Origin of the sequence: Massilia sp. 2TAF26 (assembly GCF_052115005.1) — a bacterium.
GTDB lineage: Bacteria > Pseudomonadota > Gammaproteobacteria > Burkholderiales > Burkholderiaceae_D > Telluria.
Map to the genome: position 1 here is coordinate 84,422 of NZ_JBFRFV010000021.1, position 18,251 is coordinate 102,672.

13 protein-coding genes are annotated in these 18,251 nt (G+C 66.2%); 5 read left to right on the plus strand and 8 right to left on the minus strand.

What is annotated here, in order from left to right; translation table 11 throughout:
- Window positions 1-8: 8 nt before the first annotated feature.
- From AB4Z32_RS19950 to AB4Z32_RS19980, 7 genes are all read right to left on the minus strand, one after another.
- Window positions 9-311 carry a hypothetical protein gene (locus tag AB4Z32_RS19950; protein WP_442123610.1) on the minus strand — a complete coding sequence of 101 codons (303 nt, stop codon included), beginning with the start codon at window positions 309-311 and terminating at the stop codon, window positions 9-11.
- 18 nt (window positions 312-329) lie between these two features.
- Complete coding sequence (locus tag AB4Z32_RS19955) at window positions 330-1,409, minus strand: hypothetical protein (protein ID WP_442123611.1); 1,080 nt, start codon at window positions 1,407-1,409, stop codon at window positions 330-332.
- A 9-nt stretch (window positions 1,410-1,418) separates the two neighbouring features.
- Window positions 1,419-5,204 (minus strand): tubulin-like doman-containing protein, encoded by a 3,786-nt coding sequence (locus AB4Z32_RS19960; RefSeq protein WP_442123612.1) that lies wholly within the window; start codon window positions 5,202-5,204, stop codon window positions 1,419-1,421.
- Window positions 5,205-5,232: 28 nt separating this feature from the next.
- Window positions 5,233-5,697: a hypothetical protein gene (locus AB4Z32_RS19965; protein ID WP_442123613.1), complete on the minus strand. Its 465-nt coding sequence runs from the start codon at window positions 5,695-5,697 to the stop codon at window positions 5,233-5,235.
- Window positions 5,698-5,723: 26 nt separating this feature from the next.
- Complete coding sequence (locus AB4Z32_RS19970; protein ID WP_442123614.1) at window positions 5,724-7,241, minus strand: hypothetical protein; 1,518 nt, start codon at window positions 7,239-7,241, stop codon at window positions 5,724-5,726.
- Entirely contained in the window at window positions 7,238-8,731 is a 1,494-nt protein-coding gene (locus tag AB4Z32_RS19975) for a hypothetical protein (protein WP_442123615.1), read from the minus strand. The genes AB4Z32_RS19970 and AB4Z32_RS19975 overlap by 4 nt, the downstream gene beginning before the upstream one ends.
- A 148-nt stretch (window positions 8,732-8,879) precedes the next feature.
- The gene (locus AB4Z32_RS19980; protein WP_442123616.1) at window positions 8,880-9,404 is read right to left on the minus strand and encodes a DUF3828 domain-containing protein; all 525 of its coding nucleotides are present in this window, start codon (window positions 9,402-9,404) and stop codon (window positions 8,880-8,882) included.
- A 134-nt stretch (window positions 9,405-9,538) separates the two neighbouring features.
- Between AB4Z32_RS19980 and AB4Z32_RS19985 the strand changes: the two genes are divergently transcribed.
- The 3 genes from AB4Z32_RS19985 (at window position 9,539) to AB4Z32_RS19995 (ending at window position 12,998) form a co-directional block, all read left to right on the plus strand.
- Window positions 9,539-10,591 (plus strand): hypothetical protein, encoded by a 1,053-nt coding sequence (locus AB4Z32_RS19985; protein WP_442123624.1) that lies wholly within the window; start codon window positions 9,539-9,541, stop codon window positions 10,589-10,591.
- Window positions 10,592-10,623: 32 nt separating this feature from the next.
- Entirely contained in the window at window positions 10,624-11,463 is an 840-nt protein-coding gene (locus AB4Z32_RS19990) for a phytanoyl-CoA dioxygenase family protein (RefSeq protein WP_442123617.1), read from the plus strand.
- A gap of 71 nt (window positions 11,464-11,534) precedes the next feature.
- Entirely contained in the window at window positions 11,535-12,998 is a 1,464-nt protein-coding gene (locus tag AB4Z32_RS19995; RefSeq protein ID WP_442123618.1) for a serine hydrolase domain-containing protein, read from the plus strand.
- 33 nt (window positions 12,999-13,031) lie between these two features.
- Here AB4Z32_RS19995 and AB4Z32_RS20000 read toward each other — a convergent pair whose 3' ends face one another.
- Entirely contained in the window at window positions 13,032-14,870 is a 1,839-nt protein-coding gene (locus AB4Z32_RS20000) for a sulfatase-like hydrolase/transferase (RefSeq protein WP_442123619.1), read from the minus strand.
- Between the two features lie 277 nt (window positions 14,871-15,147).
- On the opposite strand from AB4Z32_RS20000, the gene lplT reads away from it, so the two are divergent.
- Together lplT and AB4Z32_RS20010 are read left to right on the plus strand one after the other, a co-directional pair.
- Complete coding sequence (gene lplT / locus AB4Z32_RS20005; RefSeq protein WP_442123620.1) at window positions 15,148-16,374, plus strand: lysophospholipid transporter LplT; 1,227 nt, start codon at window positions 15,148-15,150, stop codon at window positions 16,372-16,374.
- A 195-nt stretch (window positions 16,375-16,569) separates the two neighbouring features.
- The coding region (locus tag AB4Z32_RS20010) for a M1 family metallopeptidase (RefSeq protein ID WP_442123621.1) at window positions 16,570-18,251 on the plus strand (1,682 nt) is incomplete at its 3' end.

Below are 18,251 nucleotides of genomic sequence, written 5' to 3' on the forward strand. Positions count from 1 at the left end.
CCGAGCGTTCAGCGCGCCGCTTCCTGCATCTTCTCGCCCGCCTTCTCGACCTTCTCTCCGACTTTCGCCGTCACATGATCCAGGTTGCGGCTCGCTTCCGCAGCCGCTTCCTTCGCCTTGTCGCGCGCCCTCTCGGCGGCCGCATCGGCCTTGACCACCTGGTCCTGGACCGCGCTCTGCACCTTGGCGCCGGCATCGTCGACCGCCTTGCCGGCCTTCTGGGCCGGGCCGATGCCGTCGCCGGACGTCGATTGATTGCAGCCGGCCAGCAAGGCCGCGAGCAAAATGGCTGTAGTCGATATGCGATTCATGCTACTCCTCCTTTCCGGTTACGGGAACTTTGCCTGCTGCTCGGCCTGGGTCTTCAGTGCCCGGCACTCGCGGTTGCCGGCATCGACCATGGTCAGGCATAGCGTCATCTTGTCGGCCGCGGCACCGTAATTGCCGTTCGCCATGTCGCGTTGCGCGCTCTGGATTAGATTGTACGCGGACTGGGCTTTGTCGCCGCCACCGGCGCCGGTCGCCCCGCCGCCCGAAGAACCGGCGGCACTGCGCGGCACGGCCAGCGGGTGGGCGGCGTCGCGGCGTGCGGCCTCGATGCCTTCCTTCATCGCGCGCGTGTCCTCGTCCTCGCCCCAGCGCTTCGTGAACGCCTGCAGGCGAGCGAGTGCCTTGTCCCAGCCGGCCGCCGCCAGCGCCGATTCGACCGCGGCGCTGGTCTCGCTCCATGCCCTGGCGCGCTGGCGCCGCTTCGTACAAATGGCCGCTTCGTCGTTCAGCGCCTGCTGCAGGCGCTGCAGCTGTTCCGGCGTGGCGCGGGTCTTGCGCAGGGCGATCAGCTCGGCCTGGGCATCGCTGCCCTTGCACTCGCGCGCCAGGGAGATCGCGGCGTCGATGCGGCGGTCGATCTTCTTGGTCGACGGCTTGGCCATCAACCACACGCCCCACAGCACGACCAGCGCCAGCACCCACCAGCGCAGCCGGATCGGCTTGCGCCGGGGCGGGTGCGCGGCCAATGGCGGGCGTGGGACTTCCTGGCGCGGCGGCGCTGGCGGTGGCGTTGGCGGAGGCGGCGGTGTGGAAGCGCCCTTGGCGCTGTGGCCGAAGGCGGTCGCGCTCGGGGTGGGCGGCACGGGCGGCTTGAGCTCGGGCTTTGCTTCGGGCTTTGCTTCGGGCTTGATCTCCGGCGCGATGGCGGGCGGCGGCGCATCCGACCAGCCGGACAGCGATGCCGCCGCGCTCGCCCCTGCGGCCGCAGCGACCGCGGCGGCGGAGCCGGTCGCGGCCGACGGTGTGCGCGTACCGGCGTGCGCCTGCGCCGTCCCGCACCAGGGACAGTAGTTCACGGGCCGCGGCGCCGGCCGGCCGCAGGTCTCGTTGATACAGCGGTAGATCGCTTCGTCTTGCACGGCGCTCCCTTATTGCGGATCCGGGATCCCGTCGTCCGGATCGGGGATCGCGGCGTCAATACCGTCCGCCAGTTCCGGGATCTCGCCGACCGTCTTCCACTTGTCCAGGCGCGGGTTCCACTGCATGTTCCAGATGCGCGTGCCGGAGTCGATCTCGCCGCGCGCCAGCTGCTGCGCCACCTCTTCCAGCGCATACGGGCCGCGCTGGGCGCCGTTCACGAACAGCTTGTAGCGCGCGGACATCGGGGTCGCGCCGACGACGAATGCCGCCGGTCCGAGGCCGGCCGGATGCACGCCGGCCGCCGCCGGCGCCGCCGGCATCGAGGGACTGACGATGGTGGCGGCGGCAGGCGCCGCGTGCGCCGCATGTGCCAACTCCATCGCCGCCAGGCCGCCCACGGCCGGCGCCGACGAGCGCCGCTCCAGCGCCTGCAGCGCGCGCGCCTCGCTGGCCAGGAACTCCGGCCGGACCACCCGCTTGTCGCTCGGGCGCTCGACTTCCCACTGGTAGGCGTCGCTGGCGGAATCCGGCACCGTCTCGCTCCACAGGTCGAGCTGGGCCAGCGCCGCCTCGACCTGGGCCGGCGACAGCTCCGGCTGGATGGTCGCGGCGCGCCGCATCCACTGGTCGTACAGGCGCCGTGCGGTGATGGTCGGCAGCGAGGGCGAAGGCAGCTGGGCGCCGGTCTCGTCGACTTCCAGCTTGGGCTCGTAGACGCGCAGCTGGTAGTGGCGCATCAGCGCCGCCAGCAGCGCCAGCCGGCAGGGGCCCATCGTGCCGAGGCGCTGGCGCACGCCGGCGATCACCTGCTCGCGGTAGTAGGGCGGCAGGCCGTTCGAGCGGATCGCGTACTCGTTGCCGATCTGTAGCCATTCGCCGGAACCCGGCTCGACCTCGAACAGGTATTGCCCGCGCGGCTGGAAGGCGGCCTCGCGGTCGCCCGCATCCTGCTTGCGGCGGATGACGCCCAGCGCCACCGCCTGGAGGAACCATTCGTAGTCGTCGGCCAGGCGGTTCAGCTCGTCCATCGAAGGCGAGATCGGATGGCGGAAGCGGGTCGAGTCGAAATGCAGGTGGGTCGGGATCTTCGGGTTCTCGATCTGGTAGGAAGCGCGCCAGGTCGGCAGGCCGCGCAGCACCGTCATCGGGTAACCGGACAGTTCGATGTAGCAGACCGCCCTCCCCGGCTCGCCGGTGTTGACGATGGCGACCGCGTCGCCGTGCAGGAAGCCGGTCGGCACGGCGGCGCGGATCTCGGGTTCCAGCTTGCGCCAGGCGGATGGGTCGCCGACGCCGATGAAGCACTTGAACTGGTCGGCGCTGGGCGTGAACTCGGCCGAGAAGCGCGCGTTAATCCAGGGCATGCTGCTCTTGATCCATTCGCTGAACACGCGGTGGCGCTCCTGGGGCGACATGGCGTTCAGGCGCTCGAGCAGCGGATCGATGCTTTGCGCCGGCTCCAGTCCGGCCGCCTGCATCGTCGACAGCTGGGTCTGCGCGCGGCGGAACAGCTTCAGCAGCAGATCGGCGCGCAGGCGCTCGTCGCCCAGCTGCGGGAACAGCTTGGCCGAGCCGCCGAATTCCAGCAGCACTTCTTCGGCCCAGCCGCCGACGTCGCTGGTGAGACGGACCGGCTGCGGCAGCACGTCGCTGGCCAGCTTGATGTAGGTGGCGTGTTCCTGGCGGGCGTCGGCGCGCAACTGGCCGATGCGCTGGTCGCAGGCGGCCAGCATGGCCTGGACCGAACGCCGGCCGTCCTGGAATTCGCCGGCGATGCCGCTCCACTGCGCCTGCCCCTGCTCGTCGGTGCCCTGCGGGTTGCCGAGCCAGGCGGACATGCTGTTCATGACATCGATGGTCTGGCCGGATGCCACCGCCAGCAGATGGAAGCGCAGGTAGTCGGCGATGTCGCGCTTCAGGTGATTCATCACCTCGCGCGACTGGGCATCCTTGCCGAACAGGCGGCCGGAGGCCTGCGACAGGTTGTTCAGCGATTCCTCGACCTGGCGGGTGCGCAGGGCATCGCGGATGTCGCGGTAGCGCTTGCCGTTGCGCTGGGCGTTGGCGAGGTCGCGCTGGGCCAGCCTCGCCTTCACCTGCTCCAGCAGCGACAGCACGAATTCCAGCCCACCCTGCTTGCGGTCGTCCAGCAGCATGTAGAGGCGGCCGCGCACGTTCAACCTCAGTTCTCCGAGCAGTTCTCCGGTCTTGCGCTTGATCCGGTCTTCGCTGGTCTCGGCGGTGGCGCCGGCTTCGCGGATGGCGTCGCGCTCCAGGTTCGGCAGCAGCTCGACCACCTTCTCGCGCCACAATTTGAGGTCGTAGGACGCCATGATGCGGTCGATCTCGAGCTGCACCTTGCTTTCGACCCGTTCCAGCAGCGAGCGCTGGTCCTTGTCCATCAGGAGCATGTCGGTGAGTGCGTATTCCTGGAAGGGCGTGACGTCCACCGTGCCCTTGCGGAAGTCCGGGAATTCCGAGAAGGGATGCTCCCCCATGCCCATCTGCTCGCGCATGAAGCTGTCGCGTTCCGCATCGGTGGCGCGGCGCGCTGCCGTTCCGTCGGTGCTGGCGAGACCGAAGAAGGCCTTTACCATCAGCGCCGCCAGCTCGTAAGCGCGGATATCGTCGCGCAAGCTTTGCTGGGTGTCGAGCACGGCCTGGCCGAAGGCCGAGTACACCTTCGAATAGGACAGCCGCATGTCGCCGAAGCGCTGTTCCGGCACGCGCGGATTGTAGGGTCCGAGCTTGTGCTGCTGCTGGTTGACCGCCACCGAGCGCTTGCGGTTGGCGAAATCGGCCGAGGCGAAATCCTCGAACAGGGTGTCCGCCACCATCTGGTAGACGTCCTTGATATCCTGGGTCGCCTTGTTGGCCAGGTTGGCGGTATCGACGAAATAGACGTCGTCGAAGGGCGCGCCGCGGCCGACCACGCTGTCCGGATCCATCCACTGCACGCGCGCATTCATGTCGCGCATGCTGGTCTCCAGCTCCATCAGGGTCGCGTAGGCATTGGCCTCGGTGCGCTCCTTGTTGGCCTTCGCATAGCCCGAAGGCAGGAACATCACCAGGTCGACCTGGCTGCTTGATACCTCCTGGCTTGCGATGGCCTTGGCGATCCAGCCCAGGTCGATGGCGCTGCCGGCCCCGGTGCCGCCGGCATTGGAGGCGATGACGACGATGCGGAACTTGCTGGTATCGACCTGCAGGCCGAGGCGCTGGTAATTCTCCTTGCGCTCGATGCCGGCGTTCGAACTCAGGAAGTTCAGCGCGCCCTTGATGCGTCCCCTCAGCTTGGGATATTTGTCGAACAGGTAGAGCCGCGCCAGCGCGCGGATCTGGCCCGCGCCCTTGGACGGGTCGATGCCCAGCGAGCGCAGCTTCTTCGGCCGCAGCGGCATCCATTGTTCAATCAAGGGGAAGCGCGCCAGGCTGTCGTCGGACTCGTGGTACTGCGGCAGGTCGAGCGGCTCGACCAGGCGCTCCTCGTCGGTCAGCTTGACCAGTTCGAACCAGGGGTCGGTGCGCTGCGACTTGCCTTCGTCGATGATGGCCTGGTTGTCGAGGTCGAAGTGCAGGAAGCGCGCCACCGGGAAGTCGGCGATCGACTCCACGCGGGTCGGGTGCTGGCGGTTCCAGACCGCCGACAGGATGCGGCGGCGGATCCGCATCATGACTTCCATGCCGGTGCCGCCGGCGCCGATGAACAGGGTCGGGCGCAGGTCGACTTTGAGTTCGGCCCGGCCGGCTGCGCCGGTGGTGTTCAGGGCCGAGGGATCGGGAAAATCTGCCATGTCATGCTTCCTTACTTATTTTGTACACTTAGCGACGGCCGATGAGCAAAGCCGCTATCAGGGCCAGCACGCCGATCACGACCAGCGGCCCCGTGATCGCCAGGGTCAGGTACTTGGCCGCGTTGATGATCGCCAGAACCGCGGCGAAGGACAGGAAGGCCAGGCCCACGAACATCAGCCAGCCCGCGCTGCCGGCCGAGGACGGCGCCACGCGCCTGACGACCAGGTGGTGCACGTAGGCGTTCCGCACGAAGAAGTAAATCGCCAGCAGCACCACGAACACCGCGCCGCCGATGGCCAGGTCGCGCGCCGAGGTGTCGCGCAGCGGCGCCGCGCTGGTGTTGGTGGCGCCGCCCGGCGCGATCTCGACCGGCTGGCTGGCGGTATCGGGCGCCGTCTTCGGCATCCCGTCCTGCGGCGTGGTGGGCGTCGTCTGGGCCGGCAGCTTGAAGCCGGGGTCGGTCGACGTTGGACTTGTTTTCTGATCTTGCATGGGGTCCTCTCGGGGTTGTTCTCGTTCTATCGCCCCAGCCTGACCTGGGCGCCTTCGCGCAGGTCGATCAGCTGGTGGCCGAACAGCGTCGTCTTCAGGCGGGCCACTTCCCTGCCCGCCTTGTCGTAGATCGGTTGGGTGGCGCCGGCGCGCGTGTGCATGATGCGCAGCTCGTCCTCCACGGTCAGCTGCACGCGGCGCGGACGGGCATAGGCGTACGCTGCGCCGGCGCCCGCCGCCAGCACGGCCAGCGCCGCGCCGATCAGCGCCACCAGCGGCCCCGAGCCGTAGTGCACCCTTACTTCGAGCGGCAAGGTGGCGGTCGAGGCCTGGATCTCGCTTGGTGGCGTGAAGATCTCGGGCAGCGGATCGCCGGGGAACAGCGCCGCCATCCGTTCGCGGAAAGCCTGCGACAGCACCAGCTTCTGGCCGGCCAGGTGCAGTTCGATCCGTCCCGGCAGCACATAGGCCGAGCCGGCCGACCTGATCGCCTCCATCGACCATTTGCCCGGCAGCCTGGCCACCGGCAGCTGCATGCTGGACGCCAGCGGCTCGGCCTTGCCGGGGGCCAGCTGGTCGATCCTGCTGCGTGCCAGCTCGATCGGGCGGTTCTCGCCGGCCAGCATCGAGCGCGCGCTGATGGTGGCGCCGGCGATCGTGTAGGGATAAATCGTGTTCTCCAGCTGCCACTGGATGCGGGTGCTCGGCGCCACCGCGTCCGGTTCGACGTCGGCATGCAGGCGGCCGCCGGCATCCATCGCCAGCGCGACGCCGGCCGCGCCCTCGACGCGGCGCGGCACCAGGCGCACGGTGTCGCGGTCCAGCGGTTTCAGGCGCGCCGGCGGTTCGGTGATCACGCGCTGCACGCGGCCGGACGCCAGCAGGGCATCGAGCGCCCGGGCGCCTTCCTTCCCGGCCGCGAACACGTAGACCATCAGGCCGTTCGCGCTGTAGTGCTCGCCCTTGACCGGCATGCGCAGCGGGAAGGCCAGCGCCTTGTCGATCGCGGCGCCGCGGTGGATCAGCGCATAGAACTCGCGGTTGCGCGCGGCGGTCGCCTGGTCGTTGTTGGGACTGTTGCGGTTGTTCGTCACCAGCCAGATCAGGCCGGGCTTGCCTCCCAGGACCTGGTTCAGGGCGGCGTCGACGGCTTCGCCGAGGTCGGTGTCGGCGAGGGCCGCGCCACCCGACCTGCCCGCGCCTGGCTTGCGCGCGGTCTGCAAACCGGCCAGCGCCGCCTCTACGTGGGCATGCAGGGTCTTCGGGTCGGCCTGCTCGGACAGCAACCCTTTCGGCGACGGCGCGCCCGGCAGCGACTGGTTGAAGGCGGCCAGCACCAGGGCGTCGCCGGGCTGCACCACGTTGGCGACGAGTTCCGTCACCAGCGGCTTGAAGGCGGACGCCGGATCGCTGTAGAAGGGCTCCATCCAGCCCGAGTTCTGCACCAGCACCACCTGCGGGATGGCGAAGGCCGGCACTGCCGGCCCGAGCAGGCCGGCAAGCGTCGCCAACCGTATGGCAAGTGAGGCGAGCGCGCGCCTCACGACGGCTCTTCCAGGTTCCAGCCGCGGATCCGGTTCCAGTCTGGGTGGTGCAGCCAGAGATGGTTGGCGTACACGAAGGGCAGGCACTCGAGCGGGCGCGACAGGCGTGCGATCTCGTCGAGGATGACGTTGCGCCGTCCTATCCATTCGACCGTGGTGCGGGCGATCACGCGGTCGGCCAGCGCGTCTTCCGCGCGGCCGGTGTATTTGTGGAAGCGCAGCACCAGCCCGCTGGGCTGGCTGCGGTTGTTGTTGAAGCTGCGCAGCAGCGGCAGCACCAGGGAATCGTCTTCGTTCTGGTCTTCGACGTGTTCGCCGGACCAGGGCTCGTCGACCACCGGATGGCCGCGCCGGAACAGCAGGTTGGCAAAGCCGAGGCGGGCGCCGTCGATAGGCTCGCGCTGCGGCTTCTCCGTCCCGAGTTCGAGGAAGCAGTAGGACTGGCCGTCGTGCCCGATCAGCCACATGCGGCCGTCGCGGCTCAGGGTCGGGCCGCCGAACTGCAGGCGCGGCAGCCAGGTGTCGGGCCAGGGCAGGAAGCGCGGCGCCTCGCCCGGGCGCCACAGCAGCTGGCCTTCGTCATGCAGCCAGGACAACTGGCCGTCGTAGGCGATCGGCCGGCTCCAGCCGGACAGCGGCAGCGCGCCGCATGCATACTGCGGGCCGGGCGCCAGGTCGGCATCCAGCGAGGCCAGCACCAGCACGCCGGCATTCCCGCGCACCAGGCAGGCGAGCTGGCGCCGCATGAGACCGGGCGCGGCGACGAGCGGCGCGGCCAGCACCGGTTCGAGGCGGTAGGTTTCGTTGATCGGATTGATCCACAGGCGGTAGAGGCCCTGGGCGGTCGGCACCAGGCCGACTTCGCCGCGGCGCGGCTCCACGGCCGGCAGCCAGCCGTAGTCGGAGGCGCCGAAGCGCAGGTCGGCCGTACCCTCTTCCGGCACCAGCACGTGCCACAGCGCGCCCAGCGGATCCCAGTACTGCAGTACGCCGCGCCCCGGTGCCAGGGCCAGCAGGCGCTGTTCCGGAAAACCGTAGCCGGCGGCGATGAACACGCACTGGGCGTTCGGCGGCGGCGGCATCGAGGTGTCGAAGCGGCCGATGTGAGGCGCGGCGGGACGTTCCTCCAGGCTGTCGCCGAGCGGCAGCGAGGTGACGGGCAGGCCGTGCGGCACATGGCGCGGCAGCAGCTGGTCGGCATGCGGGCCCCACCAGTCGGGGCGGCGCTGCTGGCGTCCGGCCAGGCGCTCCAGGGGGCGCCCGCATTCGGGACAGAACGAGAAGCCTTCCGGATAGATGGACGAGTGCTCGCAGCTCCCGCCATCGCAGGAAGGGAGGGAGGCGCCGAGCAGGTGCGCGAAGTCGGCCATGCGTCCGCGCGCATGGGTGCTCCAGTCGATCCGGCCCAGGCCTTCGCTGGCGGCCAGCTCGAACTGCCCGTTCTCGTTTTCCAGCCAGACACTGGCCGGAGTTTCCCATCGGTATGCCACTGGGTTTGCCATTGTCCCCCGCTGTCGGTCGTCAAAAACGCGACGGCCCGCTCCATTCCTGGGGCCGTTGTGCTTTTGGAATCATAGCGCCAGCATGGGCGCCATGGCGCCCCGTTCACGAAAGGAGCGGGCGGCAGTGCTTCAGGGATCAAATGGCGGGCTGTTCAGCGGAACTTCTGGACGCATCAACGGACACGACCTGTCGGATTTTCCAGCTGCCGTTCTCCAGCACCATCGACAAGGCCAGCACCTGGCGCGGGCCGTGGTCCTCGCCGGTTTCCCCGCCGCCGAGGGTGACGACGACATCGGCGGCGGCGGCGCGCCGGCGCATGGTGGCCGCGTGCACGCTGCGCTGCCAGGCCGGCCGGTAGCCGGTGGACTGGGTGAAGTAATCGCGCTGCGGCAGCCGGCCGCCCTGCAGCCGTTCGACCAGCCGCGCCGCCAGCTCCCTCGTCACGTAGCGGGTGAAGGTGTCGTAACGGTCGCTGAGCGGATCCTGGTCGGCGCTCAGGGCCTCGAGGTACCAGCCGTAGAACTCGGCCGCCACCACGTCCGGCGCGACCGCGCCCGCCTTGGCCTCGGCCGCCTGCGCAGGCGAGCCTGCGGCCAGCAGCAACGCCAGCAGCAGCGGAAATAAATTAAAGAAAGGAAATTTTCCTTTTAGAATCAACATGATAAGACTCCCCGACAGGCAAACTGTGCAGCAAAGCCGGCCTCGTGTCCGTGAGCTGCCGCAAGCACTGCCGCCGGCATCCGGACGGCCGGGGCAAGGCTATAATGACGGGTTGCCTCCCATCGTCCGACGCCATGAACGCCATCGAGCTCCCGAATCCCGACCTGCCCTCCTCCGCCATCGACGCCGCCACCGCGCACCTGCGCGACGTGCTCGCGATCGCGCTCGAACACGGGTTGGGCAAGCGCGCACTGGTCGTGTTCGACCGCCGGACCGGCCTGTCGCGCGCCCTGATGGAGGCTTACCGCCGCAACCTGCCCGAGGCCGGCTTCATCGACTTCGACGCCGTCACGCCGGATGCGGTCCTCACGGCGTTCAAGACCTATGCGCCGGGCGACCTGGTGGTGCTGGTGCAATCGACCAACTTCCGCCTCGACGGCTTCCGCCTGCGCGTGGAGCTGTTCAAGCTGGGACTGAAGGTGATCGAGCACGTGCACCTGTCGCGCATGCCGGGGGCACAGGGCGAGCACTACATCGAGTCGCTGGCCTACGATCCTCGGTACTTCCGCGGCGTCGGCCATGCGCTAAAGCGCCGCATCGATACCGCCTCGCGCGCCGAAGTCCATGGCGGCGACGCCGTGCTCGTATTCGATTCGCCTTTCGAATCGGCCAAGCTGAATGTCGGCGACTACAGCGCGATGAACAACGTCGGCGGCCAGTTCCCGATCGGCGAAGTGTTCACCGAGGCGCGCGACCTTGAAGCCGTCAACGGCCGCGCCCAGGTCCACGTGTTCGGCGATACCAGCTATCTGGTGAACCGTCCGGAGGCGCCGATCACGCTGGTGATCGAGCGCGGCCGCGTGGTCGGTGCGGAGAACGTGACGCCCGGGTTCCAGCAGGTGCTGGACATCATCCGCCGCGACGAGGGCGAGGTCTGGGTGCGCGAACTCGGCTTCGGCATGAACCGCGCCTTCTCGCGCGAGCGCCGGGTCGACGACATCGGCACCTACGAGCGCATGTGCGGCATCCACCTGTCGCTGGGCGCCAAGCACGGGGTGTACGCCAAGCCCGGATTCAAGCGCAAGGATGCGCGCTACCACATCGACGTGTTCGTGGTGACCGATGCGGTGTACCTGGACGACGAGCGGGTGTATGCCGACGACGGCTGGACGGTGTCGGCGGCGTAGAATGCCTTGATTACTCAACGGAGCCTGCCACCATGCTGACCCAGGAACAGCGCGACCGCTACCAGCGCGACGGCTACCTCGTCATCCCGAATTTCAAGACGCCGGACGAGATCGCAGGCCTGCGCGCCCGCGCCGAAGCCATCGTCGACGCCTTCGACCCAATGGAGTCCGGCGTCGTCTTCACCACGCGCGACCAGGAAAACGCCAGCGACGCCTGGTTCCTCGGCTCGGACAACACGGTGCGCTGCTTCTTCGAAGAGGAAGCCTTCGACGCGAACGGCCAGCTGAAGCAGGCCAAGGCCCTGTCGATCAACAAGATCGGCCACGCCATGCACGACCTCGATCCGGTCTTCGAAGCCTTCACGCGCGACGCGAAACTGGCAGCGGTGGCGCGCGAGCTGGGACTCGAGCAGCCCCAGGTCTGGCAATCGATGTACATCTTCAAGCAGCCCGGTATCGGCGGCGAAGTGCGCTGGCACCAGGACGCCACCTTCTTCGACTCGACGCCGATCAGCGTGACCACCTTCTGGTTCGCGCTCGAAGACGCGACCATCGACAACGGCTGCCTGTGGGTCGAGCCGGGCGGCCACCGCGGCCCGCTGCGCGAACGCTTCCTGCGCGACGGCGACCGGATCACGATGGAAAAGCTGGACGCGACGCCGTGGCCGGACGACGCCACCGCGGTGCCGCTGGAGGCCAAGGCCGGCAGCCTGGTGTGCTTCCATGGGCTGCTGCCGCATTACAGTGCGCCGAATCGTTCACCTGTATCGCGGCATGCCTTCACCTTGCATGTGACGGATGCGCGCACCGCGTACTCGTCGCGCAACTGGATCCAGCGCGACGAGCGCTTCCCCGTACGCGGCTTCGGCTAAGTTTTTCTTGTAGCAAATACATGCTCCAATGATAATGGTTCGCTGCTGAGCAACCATTCCCTGGAGCCCGAATGCAGAACTTGAAATCCGGCAACAAGACCGTCCTGACCCTGGCGAGCCTGCTGGCCTGCATTCCCGCGCTGGCGGACGACGGCGCCGACATCGGGCACATCGAACAAGCCCTGCGCCCCGCCATCGCCCTGGCCGGCAAGCCGGTGCCGACCGCGACCCTGGCCGACGAGATGCAGCGCCTGCACGTCCCGGGCGTCAGCATCGCCGTCATCCGCGACGGCAAGATCGCCTGGGCCAAGGGCTACGGCCTCGCCTCGAAGGATGGCCAGCCGGTGACGCCGGAGACGCTGTTCCAGGCCGCCTCGATCAGCAAGCCCGTCACCGCCCTCGCCGCGCTGCGCATGGTGGAGGCAGGCAAGCTCGCGCTGGATGCCGACATCAACACGGAACTGCGTACCTGGAAGCTGCCGCCCGGCCCGAAAGGCGCCCATGCCACCCTGCGCCAGCTGCTGTCGCACACGGCGGGCACCTCGGTCTCCGGTTTCCCCGGCTATGCGCATGATGCCGCCGTGCCGACCCTGGTCCAGGTATTGGACGGTAAGCCGCCGGCGAATACCAAGCCGATACGCATCGAGAATCCGCCCGGCCAGGCCTGGACGTATTCCGGCGGCGGCTATACGGTGGTCCAGCGGGCCATGATCGACCGCGCCGGCAAGCCCTTTCCCGAGCTGCTGGCCGAGACGGTGCTCGCGCCGCTCGGCATGAAGGACAGCGGTTTCAGTCAGCCGCTGCCGGCGGCGCAGCTGGCGCGCGCCGCCATGCCGCACGACGCCAAGGGCGAACCCTACAAGGGCGGTCCCTACACCTACCCCGAACTCGCGGCCGCCGGCCTGTGGACGACGCCGAGCGATCTGGCGCGCTTCATCCTCGGCGTGCAGCGCAATGCCGACGCATCGGGACAAGCCCTGCTCTCGCCGGCGATGGCGCGCACCATGCTCGAGCCGGTGAAGAACGGCTACGCGCTCGGCTTCGGCATCGAAGGCAAGGGCCCGAGCCTGTCCTTCGGCCATGGCGGCAGCAATGTGGGTTACCAGGATGTGCTGTTGGCCTACCTCGGGCAGGGCGACGGCGTGGTGGTGATGACGAATGGCGAAGGCGGCAACGACCTGGCCCAGGGCATCCTGCGCGCCGCCGCCTTCGAATACCGCTGGCCCGGCAACCAGACCGCGGTCCGCAAGGCGGTCGCGCTGTCGCCCGCGAAGCGCAAGGCGCTGGTCGGGACCTACGAGATCAAGGGAATGGGCAACTTCGAGATCACCGACCAGGACGGCCAGCTCGTGCTGGGGCTGCGCGAAGGTTCGGTCGAACCGCTGTATGCCGCATCGGCGTCGCCGGCCGTGCTGTTCGTGCTGTCGCGCGAGCTGGAGCTGCGCATGGCGAAGGATGGCAGCCCGGCGGGCCGCCTGCATGCCGGTTCCTTCGATCTTCCCTTCAAACGCAGCGCCAAGGTGCCGAAGCACTGAGCGGGGCGCTGAGCACCTCGCGCCGGCAGGCGTTTACCTGGCCAGCAAAGCTTCCTGAACACTGCCCTGGCGCTGCATGAGGGCGGCTATGCGATCGAACTCTGCGGCATCGCGCAGCGGCAGTCCTTCGTCGAAATCGAAGGCCTCCGCTTTCCAGAGCATGTTCAATTGATGGTTGTAGCTGTAGAAGGCGCTGCCATCCCACATTCCATCGCTGCCGTGATACCAGGCGCCGCCGAAATACAGCGTGCGTGGGCGATTGGACGTGATCATCCGTCCCTGGGTGTCGATCCGGCCTGGCTTCGAGCCATACAGGCAATGCAGCGTCGGCGAGATATCCAGATGGCTCGTCGGCGCATCGATCTCGACGCTTTTGTTCATTCGCGGATCGTGGATCAGCATCGGGACGTGATAGGAAACCTCGTTGAGCACGCCGGTCTTCAGGAACCCCGCCTCTTTCCTCGTCCTCAAGCCATGATCGGCGGTGACGACGATAATGGTATCCTGGTATGCCCCGCTCTTTTTCAGCGCGCCGACAACGGCCGCCAGGCTGGCGTCCAGTTGCCTCAGCCGGCTGCGCCCTTCCTCGTACAGCGCTTCTTTCGATGCGCCTTCGGGAAGCCAGGGGCCATGCGTTATCTGCGGCAGGATGGCATACACAAAAGGCTGGCCGTATTTTTTCGCCGTGGCGATCTGTTCGAGCATCTTGCCCAGAACGCGATCGTCCTTTTCCTTGATGCTGCCGTCGATATCTGCACCAACCACCTGGCCTCCCACCTGATGCACCAGCCAGTCGTCGATTTCGTAGCGCTTCGTCACTGGATCGAAGACCTTGAAATCGTAGCCGTCGTCGGCGAGCACGCTGAAAAAGCTGCGGTAGGGATGCTCCGTGCCGAGCGGCAGCGTCTTTTCCAGTCGATACGCAGGATACAGTCCGGTAAAAATGGAAAACCGCGCATAGCTCGTGAAGGGATAGGTCGAATAATGGTTCGTCGCCTTGTATCCGGATTTCCCAAGTTCGCCGAAGGTGCCGGTATCTGCGATTTTGTCGCCGATGAACAGCTCGTAGGGAACCGTCTCCATGATGAACAGCACGAAGTTCCGCCTGCCCTCATGCTTGGCACCACGCCCAGGTGCGTCCGGTTTTTCGCATGCATAGGCGAGGCGTTCGACGCTTCGGTTCAGATCGTCCTGCGATATCTTGATCGTGTCCTTGACTAGCAGGGCTTCGCTCATCCGGATGGCTGCCGAGGCATGAAAAGGGGTATTCGGAAGGTCATCCGTTTTCCAGGCATAGGCCGAAAGAAGGTTCGCGATGCATGCCACCGTGAACAGCAGGACCGGCGCCGACGTGAAGGATGAAAACAGGGACGACTGTCGAAGGCGATATACGGCAAAAATGAGAGCCAGCACCAGCCCCAGTTTGGACAGCGCGGAAATGGAGACGTACTCGGAAATAGTTTCTGGACGCTCCTGCACCCAGGTCAACATCGGCGCAATCTGGTCGACAGAAAAGAATTTGCCGGTAATGCCCAAGGCATTCATATTCACGAATGACAAGCCGACCAGGCTCAAGGACAGCAGCAGAACGACACGCGCAAAGATCACCGGCCTGACGAATCTGGCCATGCACACGAGCATGAGAGGAACGACACCCAGCATAAGCAGAACATCGGCCGCGTAAAAATGCAGCCGGGGCAGCCACCCGATAAGGGCTTCGCTCTGACCAGCGATTCGACTGACGATCCGGTATCCGCCGTCGTCCAGGGTCGCCTGCTTGATTTTCAGGACGTTTGCGACAGAAAAACCGTAAATCACCGCAAGCGCCAGGTATTCGCCGTGCCTGTCGGCGTGTACCTTATTGATGTTCATATCCTTGCCACCGATGTAACCATGAGACGGAAATGGAATATACCTTCGTAGGACGTTTCCTACAACGGATTGACAACATTTAGTGTCAAAAAGCAACGAAATGCCGTTCTGCCTGGTTCGCCACCCGTAGCCGCATCTCACACCTCCTTAGGTCCACCCCATGCACGCTGACGCGGCCGCGCCCGTTCCGCCTGGCGTAGATGCCGTGCGTGATCCAAGCGAAAACGGAGCCCAGCAAGGGTGTGATATACAAGGCACTCCACTACCGGCCGATTTCATGAAACCAGCCTTCTTCGCCATCGTCGGAGCCCAGTTCTTTTCCTCGCTGGCCGACAGCGCGCTGTTCATCCTGTGTGTGTCGCTGGTCACGACGCTCGCGTTTCCGGATTGGATGACGCCGATGCTGAAGATGGGTTTCGTGCTTTCTTATATCCTGCTGGCGCCTTTCGCCGGCGCCTTCGCCGACATGTTTCCGAAAGGCCGGGTGATGCTGGTGACGAACACGATCAAGATGTTCGGCTGCTCGCTGATCCTGGCCAAGGCCAATCCCCTGCTTGCCTATGGCATCGTCGGCTTCGGCGCCTCCGCCTATTCGCCGGCCAAGTACGGCATCCTGGCCGAGGTCCTGCCGGCGCCGCGCCTGGTGGCGGCGAACGGCTGGATCGAGGGAAGCACCGTGGTCTCGATGATTCTCGGCACCATCCTCGGCGGCCTGATCTCCGCCAACGAGCACACGATCGCCTGGCTGCTGCGGCTGGCGCCGGCCCACGGCGGCATCGCCGACACGCCGGTGAGCGCGGCGGTGTTCGTGATCGTGCTGACCTATTTCGTGGCCGGCGTGCTGAACCTGTGCATCGTCAACGCCGGCACGCGCTATGCCAGGCCGCGCCGTTCGATTCCTTCGCTGCTGCTCGATTTCTACCGCTGCAATTCGACCCTGTGGCGCGACCGCGAAGGCCGCGTCTCGCTGGGCGTGACCTCGCTGTTCTGGGGCGCCGGCATGGTGCTGCAGATCCTGTTGCTGGCCTGGGCCCAGTCGGCCCTCGGCCTGGGACTGGACAAGGCCGCCGCGCTGCAGGGTGTGTTCGCCTTCGGCGTCGTGATCGGCGCCGCGATCGCCGGCAAGACGGTGCCGTTGGTGCGCTCGATGTCGGTGATGCCGGTCGGGATCGTGATGGGCGTCGGCCTGTGCGCCATGGTGTTGGTGCATACGCTGCAGGTCGCGCTGCCCATGCTGCTGGGGATCGGCGTGCTGGCCGGCCTGTTCGTGGTGCCGATGAACGCCATCCTCCAGCACCGCGGCCACAGCCTGATGAGCGCCGGGCAATCGATCGCGGTGCAGAACTTCAACGAAAACCTGGCCATCCTGGCGATGACGGCCAGCTATGCGTTTGCGCTGCAGGTCAAGCTGGGGATGAATACGGTGCTGGTACTGCTGGGCATCCTGATTGCGCTTGCCACCCTCTATTTACGCACGGTGGCGAATGCGGCACGCCGCGCATAAACATATGCATATTTAGAGCAACAAAAGTATCCAAAACGCCACATTTTGGCATTTTAGTGCTTTGTAACAAGCTTGTTACAAATCAAGCGGACCCTTGTTCTAGAGGTAAGACTAGAATATTTTCTTCTTTTCAACCTCTATTGCAGGGTAAATATGATACGTTTGCCGATAAGCTTGGCGGCGCTATGCCTCACCATGTCCGCAATCGCAGCGGAACCTTTCGACGACAAGTTCCGCCAGCTCGACGAACTGCTTCCGACGCCGACCACGATCCGCACCGCGTCCGGCGCACCGGGTCAGGCCTACTGGCAGCAGCGCGCCGACTACACGATCCGCGCCACGCTGGACGAAGCGAACCGTGCGATCACCGGTGCCGAGACGGTCACGTATCACAACAATTCCCCTGACACGCTGACCTACCTGTGGGTCCAGCTCGACCAGAACATCTACAAGCCGAACTCGGATTCGCGCACCACCGCCACGATCCGCTCGCGCGACGCCTGGGACAAGCCGCGCGGTCCGGACGACGGCATGAAGTTCGACGCGATGCAGTCGCTGATGACCGCGCGCAGCTTCGACGGCGGCTTCAACATCAAGTCGGTGAAGGACGCCAATGGCGCCCCGCTCCACTACGTCATCAACCGCACCATGATGCGCATCGACCTGCCGCAGCCGCTGAAGCCTGGCGCCAAGGTCGCGTTCTCGGTCGAGTGGAGCTACAAGATCAACGAGCAAAAGGTGCTCGGCGGCCGCTCCGGCTACGAGAAGTTCGACGAAGACAAGAACGACCTGTTCGAGATCGCCCAGTGGTTCCCGCGCATGGCCGCCTACTACGACGTGATGGGCTGGCAGCACAAGCAGTTTCTCGGCACCGGCGAATTCACGCTGGAATTCGGGGACTACGACGTCTCCGTCACGGTTCCGGCCGACCACATCGTGGCCTCCACCGGCGAGCTGCAGAACCCGGGCGACGTGCTCACCGTCACCCAGCGCCAGCGCCTGGAACAGGCCCGCACCGCCACCAAGCCGGTCGTCATCGTGACCCAGGCCGAGGCGGAAGCCAAGGAAAAGACCCGCGCCACCACCACCAGGACCTGGCGCTTCAAGGCCAAGAACGTACGCGACTTCGCCTGGGCGTCCTCGCGCAAATTCATCTGGGACGCGCAGGGCTTCAAGAAGGATTCGACCAATGTGCTGGCGATGTCCTACTACCCGAAGGAAGGCAACCCGCTGTGGGAGCGCTATTCGACCCAGGCCATCATCCATACCATCGACCAGTACAACAAGTACTCCTTCGACTATCCGTATCCGGTCGCGATTTCCGTGAACGGTCCGGTGGGCGGCATGGAATACCCGATGATCTCGTTTAACGGCCCGCGTCCGACCAAGGACAAGAAGACCGGCGAGATCACCTATTCGAAGCGCACCAAGTACGGCCTGATCGGCGTCGTGATCCACGAAGTGGGCCACAACTACTTCCCGATGGTGGTCAACTCGGACGAGCGCCAGTGGACCTGGATGGACGAGGGCATCAACAGCTTCGTGCAGTACCTGGCCGAGCAGGCATGGGAAGAAGGCTATCCGCAGTCGCGCGGCGAACCGCGTTCGATCGTGGACTACATGAAGAGCGCGAACCAGCAGCCGATCATGACCAACTCCGAGTCGATCTCGGCGCTGGGCCCGAACTCCTACGCCAAGCCGACCGCCGCGCTGAACATCCTGCGCGAAACCGTGCTGGGCCGCGAACTGTTCGACTTCGCCTTCCGCGAATACGCGCGCCGCTGGAAGTTCAAGCGTCCGACCCCGGCCGACTTCTTCCGCACCATGGAAGACGCTTCCGGCACGGACCTCGACTGGTTCTGGCGCGGCTGGTTCTA

Excerpts from the sequence above, each read along its gene's own strand:
- lplT (WP_442123620.1), top strand. The coding sequence starts at position 15,148 with ATGAAACCAGCCTTCTTCGCCATCGTCGGAGCCCAGTTCTTTTCCTCG.
- AB4Z32_RS19985 (WP_442123624.1), top strand. The coding sequence starts at position 9,539 with ATGAACGCCATCGAGCTCCCGAATCCCGACCTGCCCTCCTCCGCCATC.
- AB4Z32_RS19950 (WP_442123610.1), bottom strand. The coding sequence starts at position 311 with ATGAATCGCATATCGACTACAGCCATTTTGCTCGCGGCCTTGCTGGCC.
- AB4Z32_RS19990 (WP_442123617.1), top strand. The coding sequence starts at position 10,624 with ATGCTGACCCAGGAACAGCGCGACCGCTACCAGCGCGACGGCTACCTC.
- AB4Z32_RS19960 (WP_442123612.1), bottom strand. The coding sequence starts at position 5,204 with ATGGCAGATTTTCCCGATCCCTCGGCCCTGAACACCACCGGCGCAGCC.
- AB4Z32_RS19980 (WP_442123616.1), bottom strand. The coding sequence starts at position 9,404 with ATGTTGATTCTAAAAGGAAAATTTCCTTTCTTTAATTTATTTCCGCTG.
- AB4Z32_RS19965 (WP_442123613.1), bottom strand. The coding sequence starts at position 5,697 with ATGCAAGATCAGAAAACAAGTCCAACGTCGACCGACCCCGGCTTCAAG.
- AB4Z32_RS19995 (WP_442123618.1), top strand. The coding sequence starts at position 11,535 with ATGCAGAACTTGAAATCCGGCAACAAGACCGTCCTGACCCTGGCGAGC.
- AB4Z32_RS20000 (WP_442123619.1), bottom strand. The coding sequence starts at position 14,870 with ATGAACATCAATAAGGTACACGCCGACAGGCACGGCGAATACCTGGCG.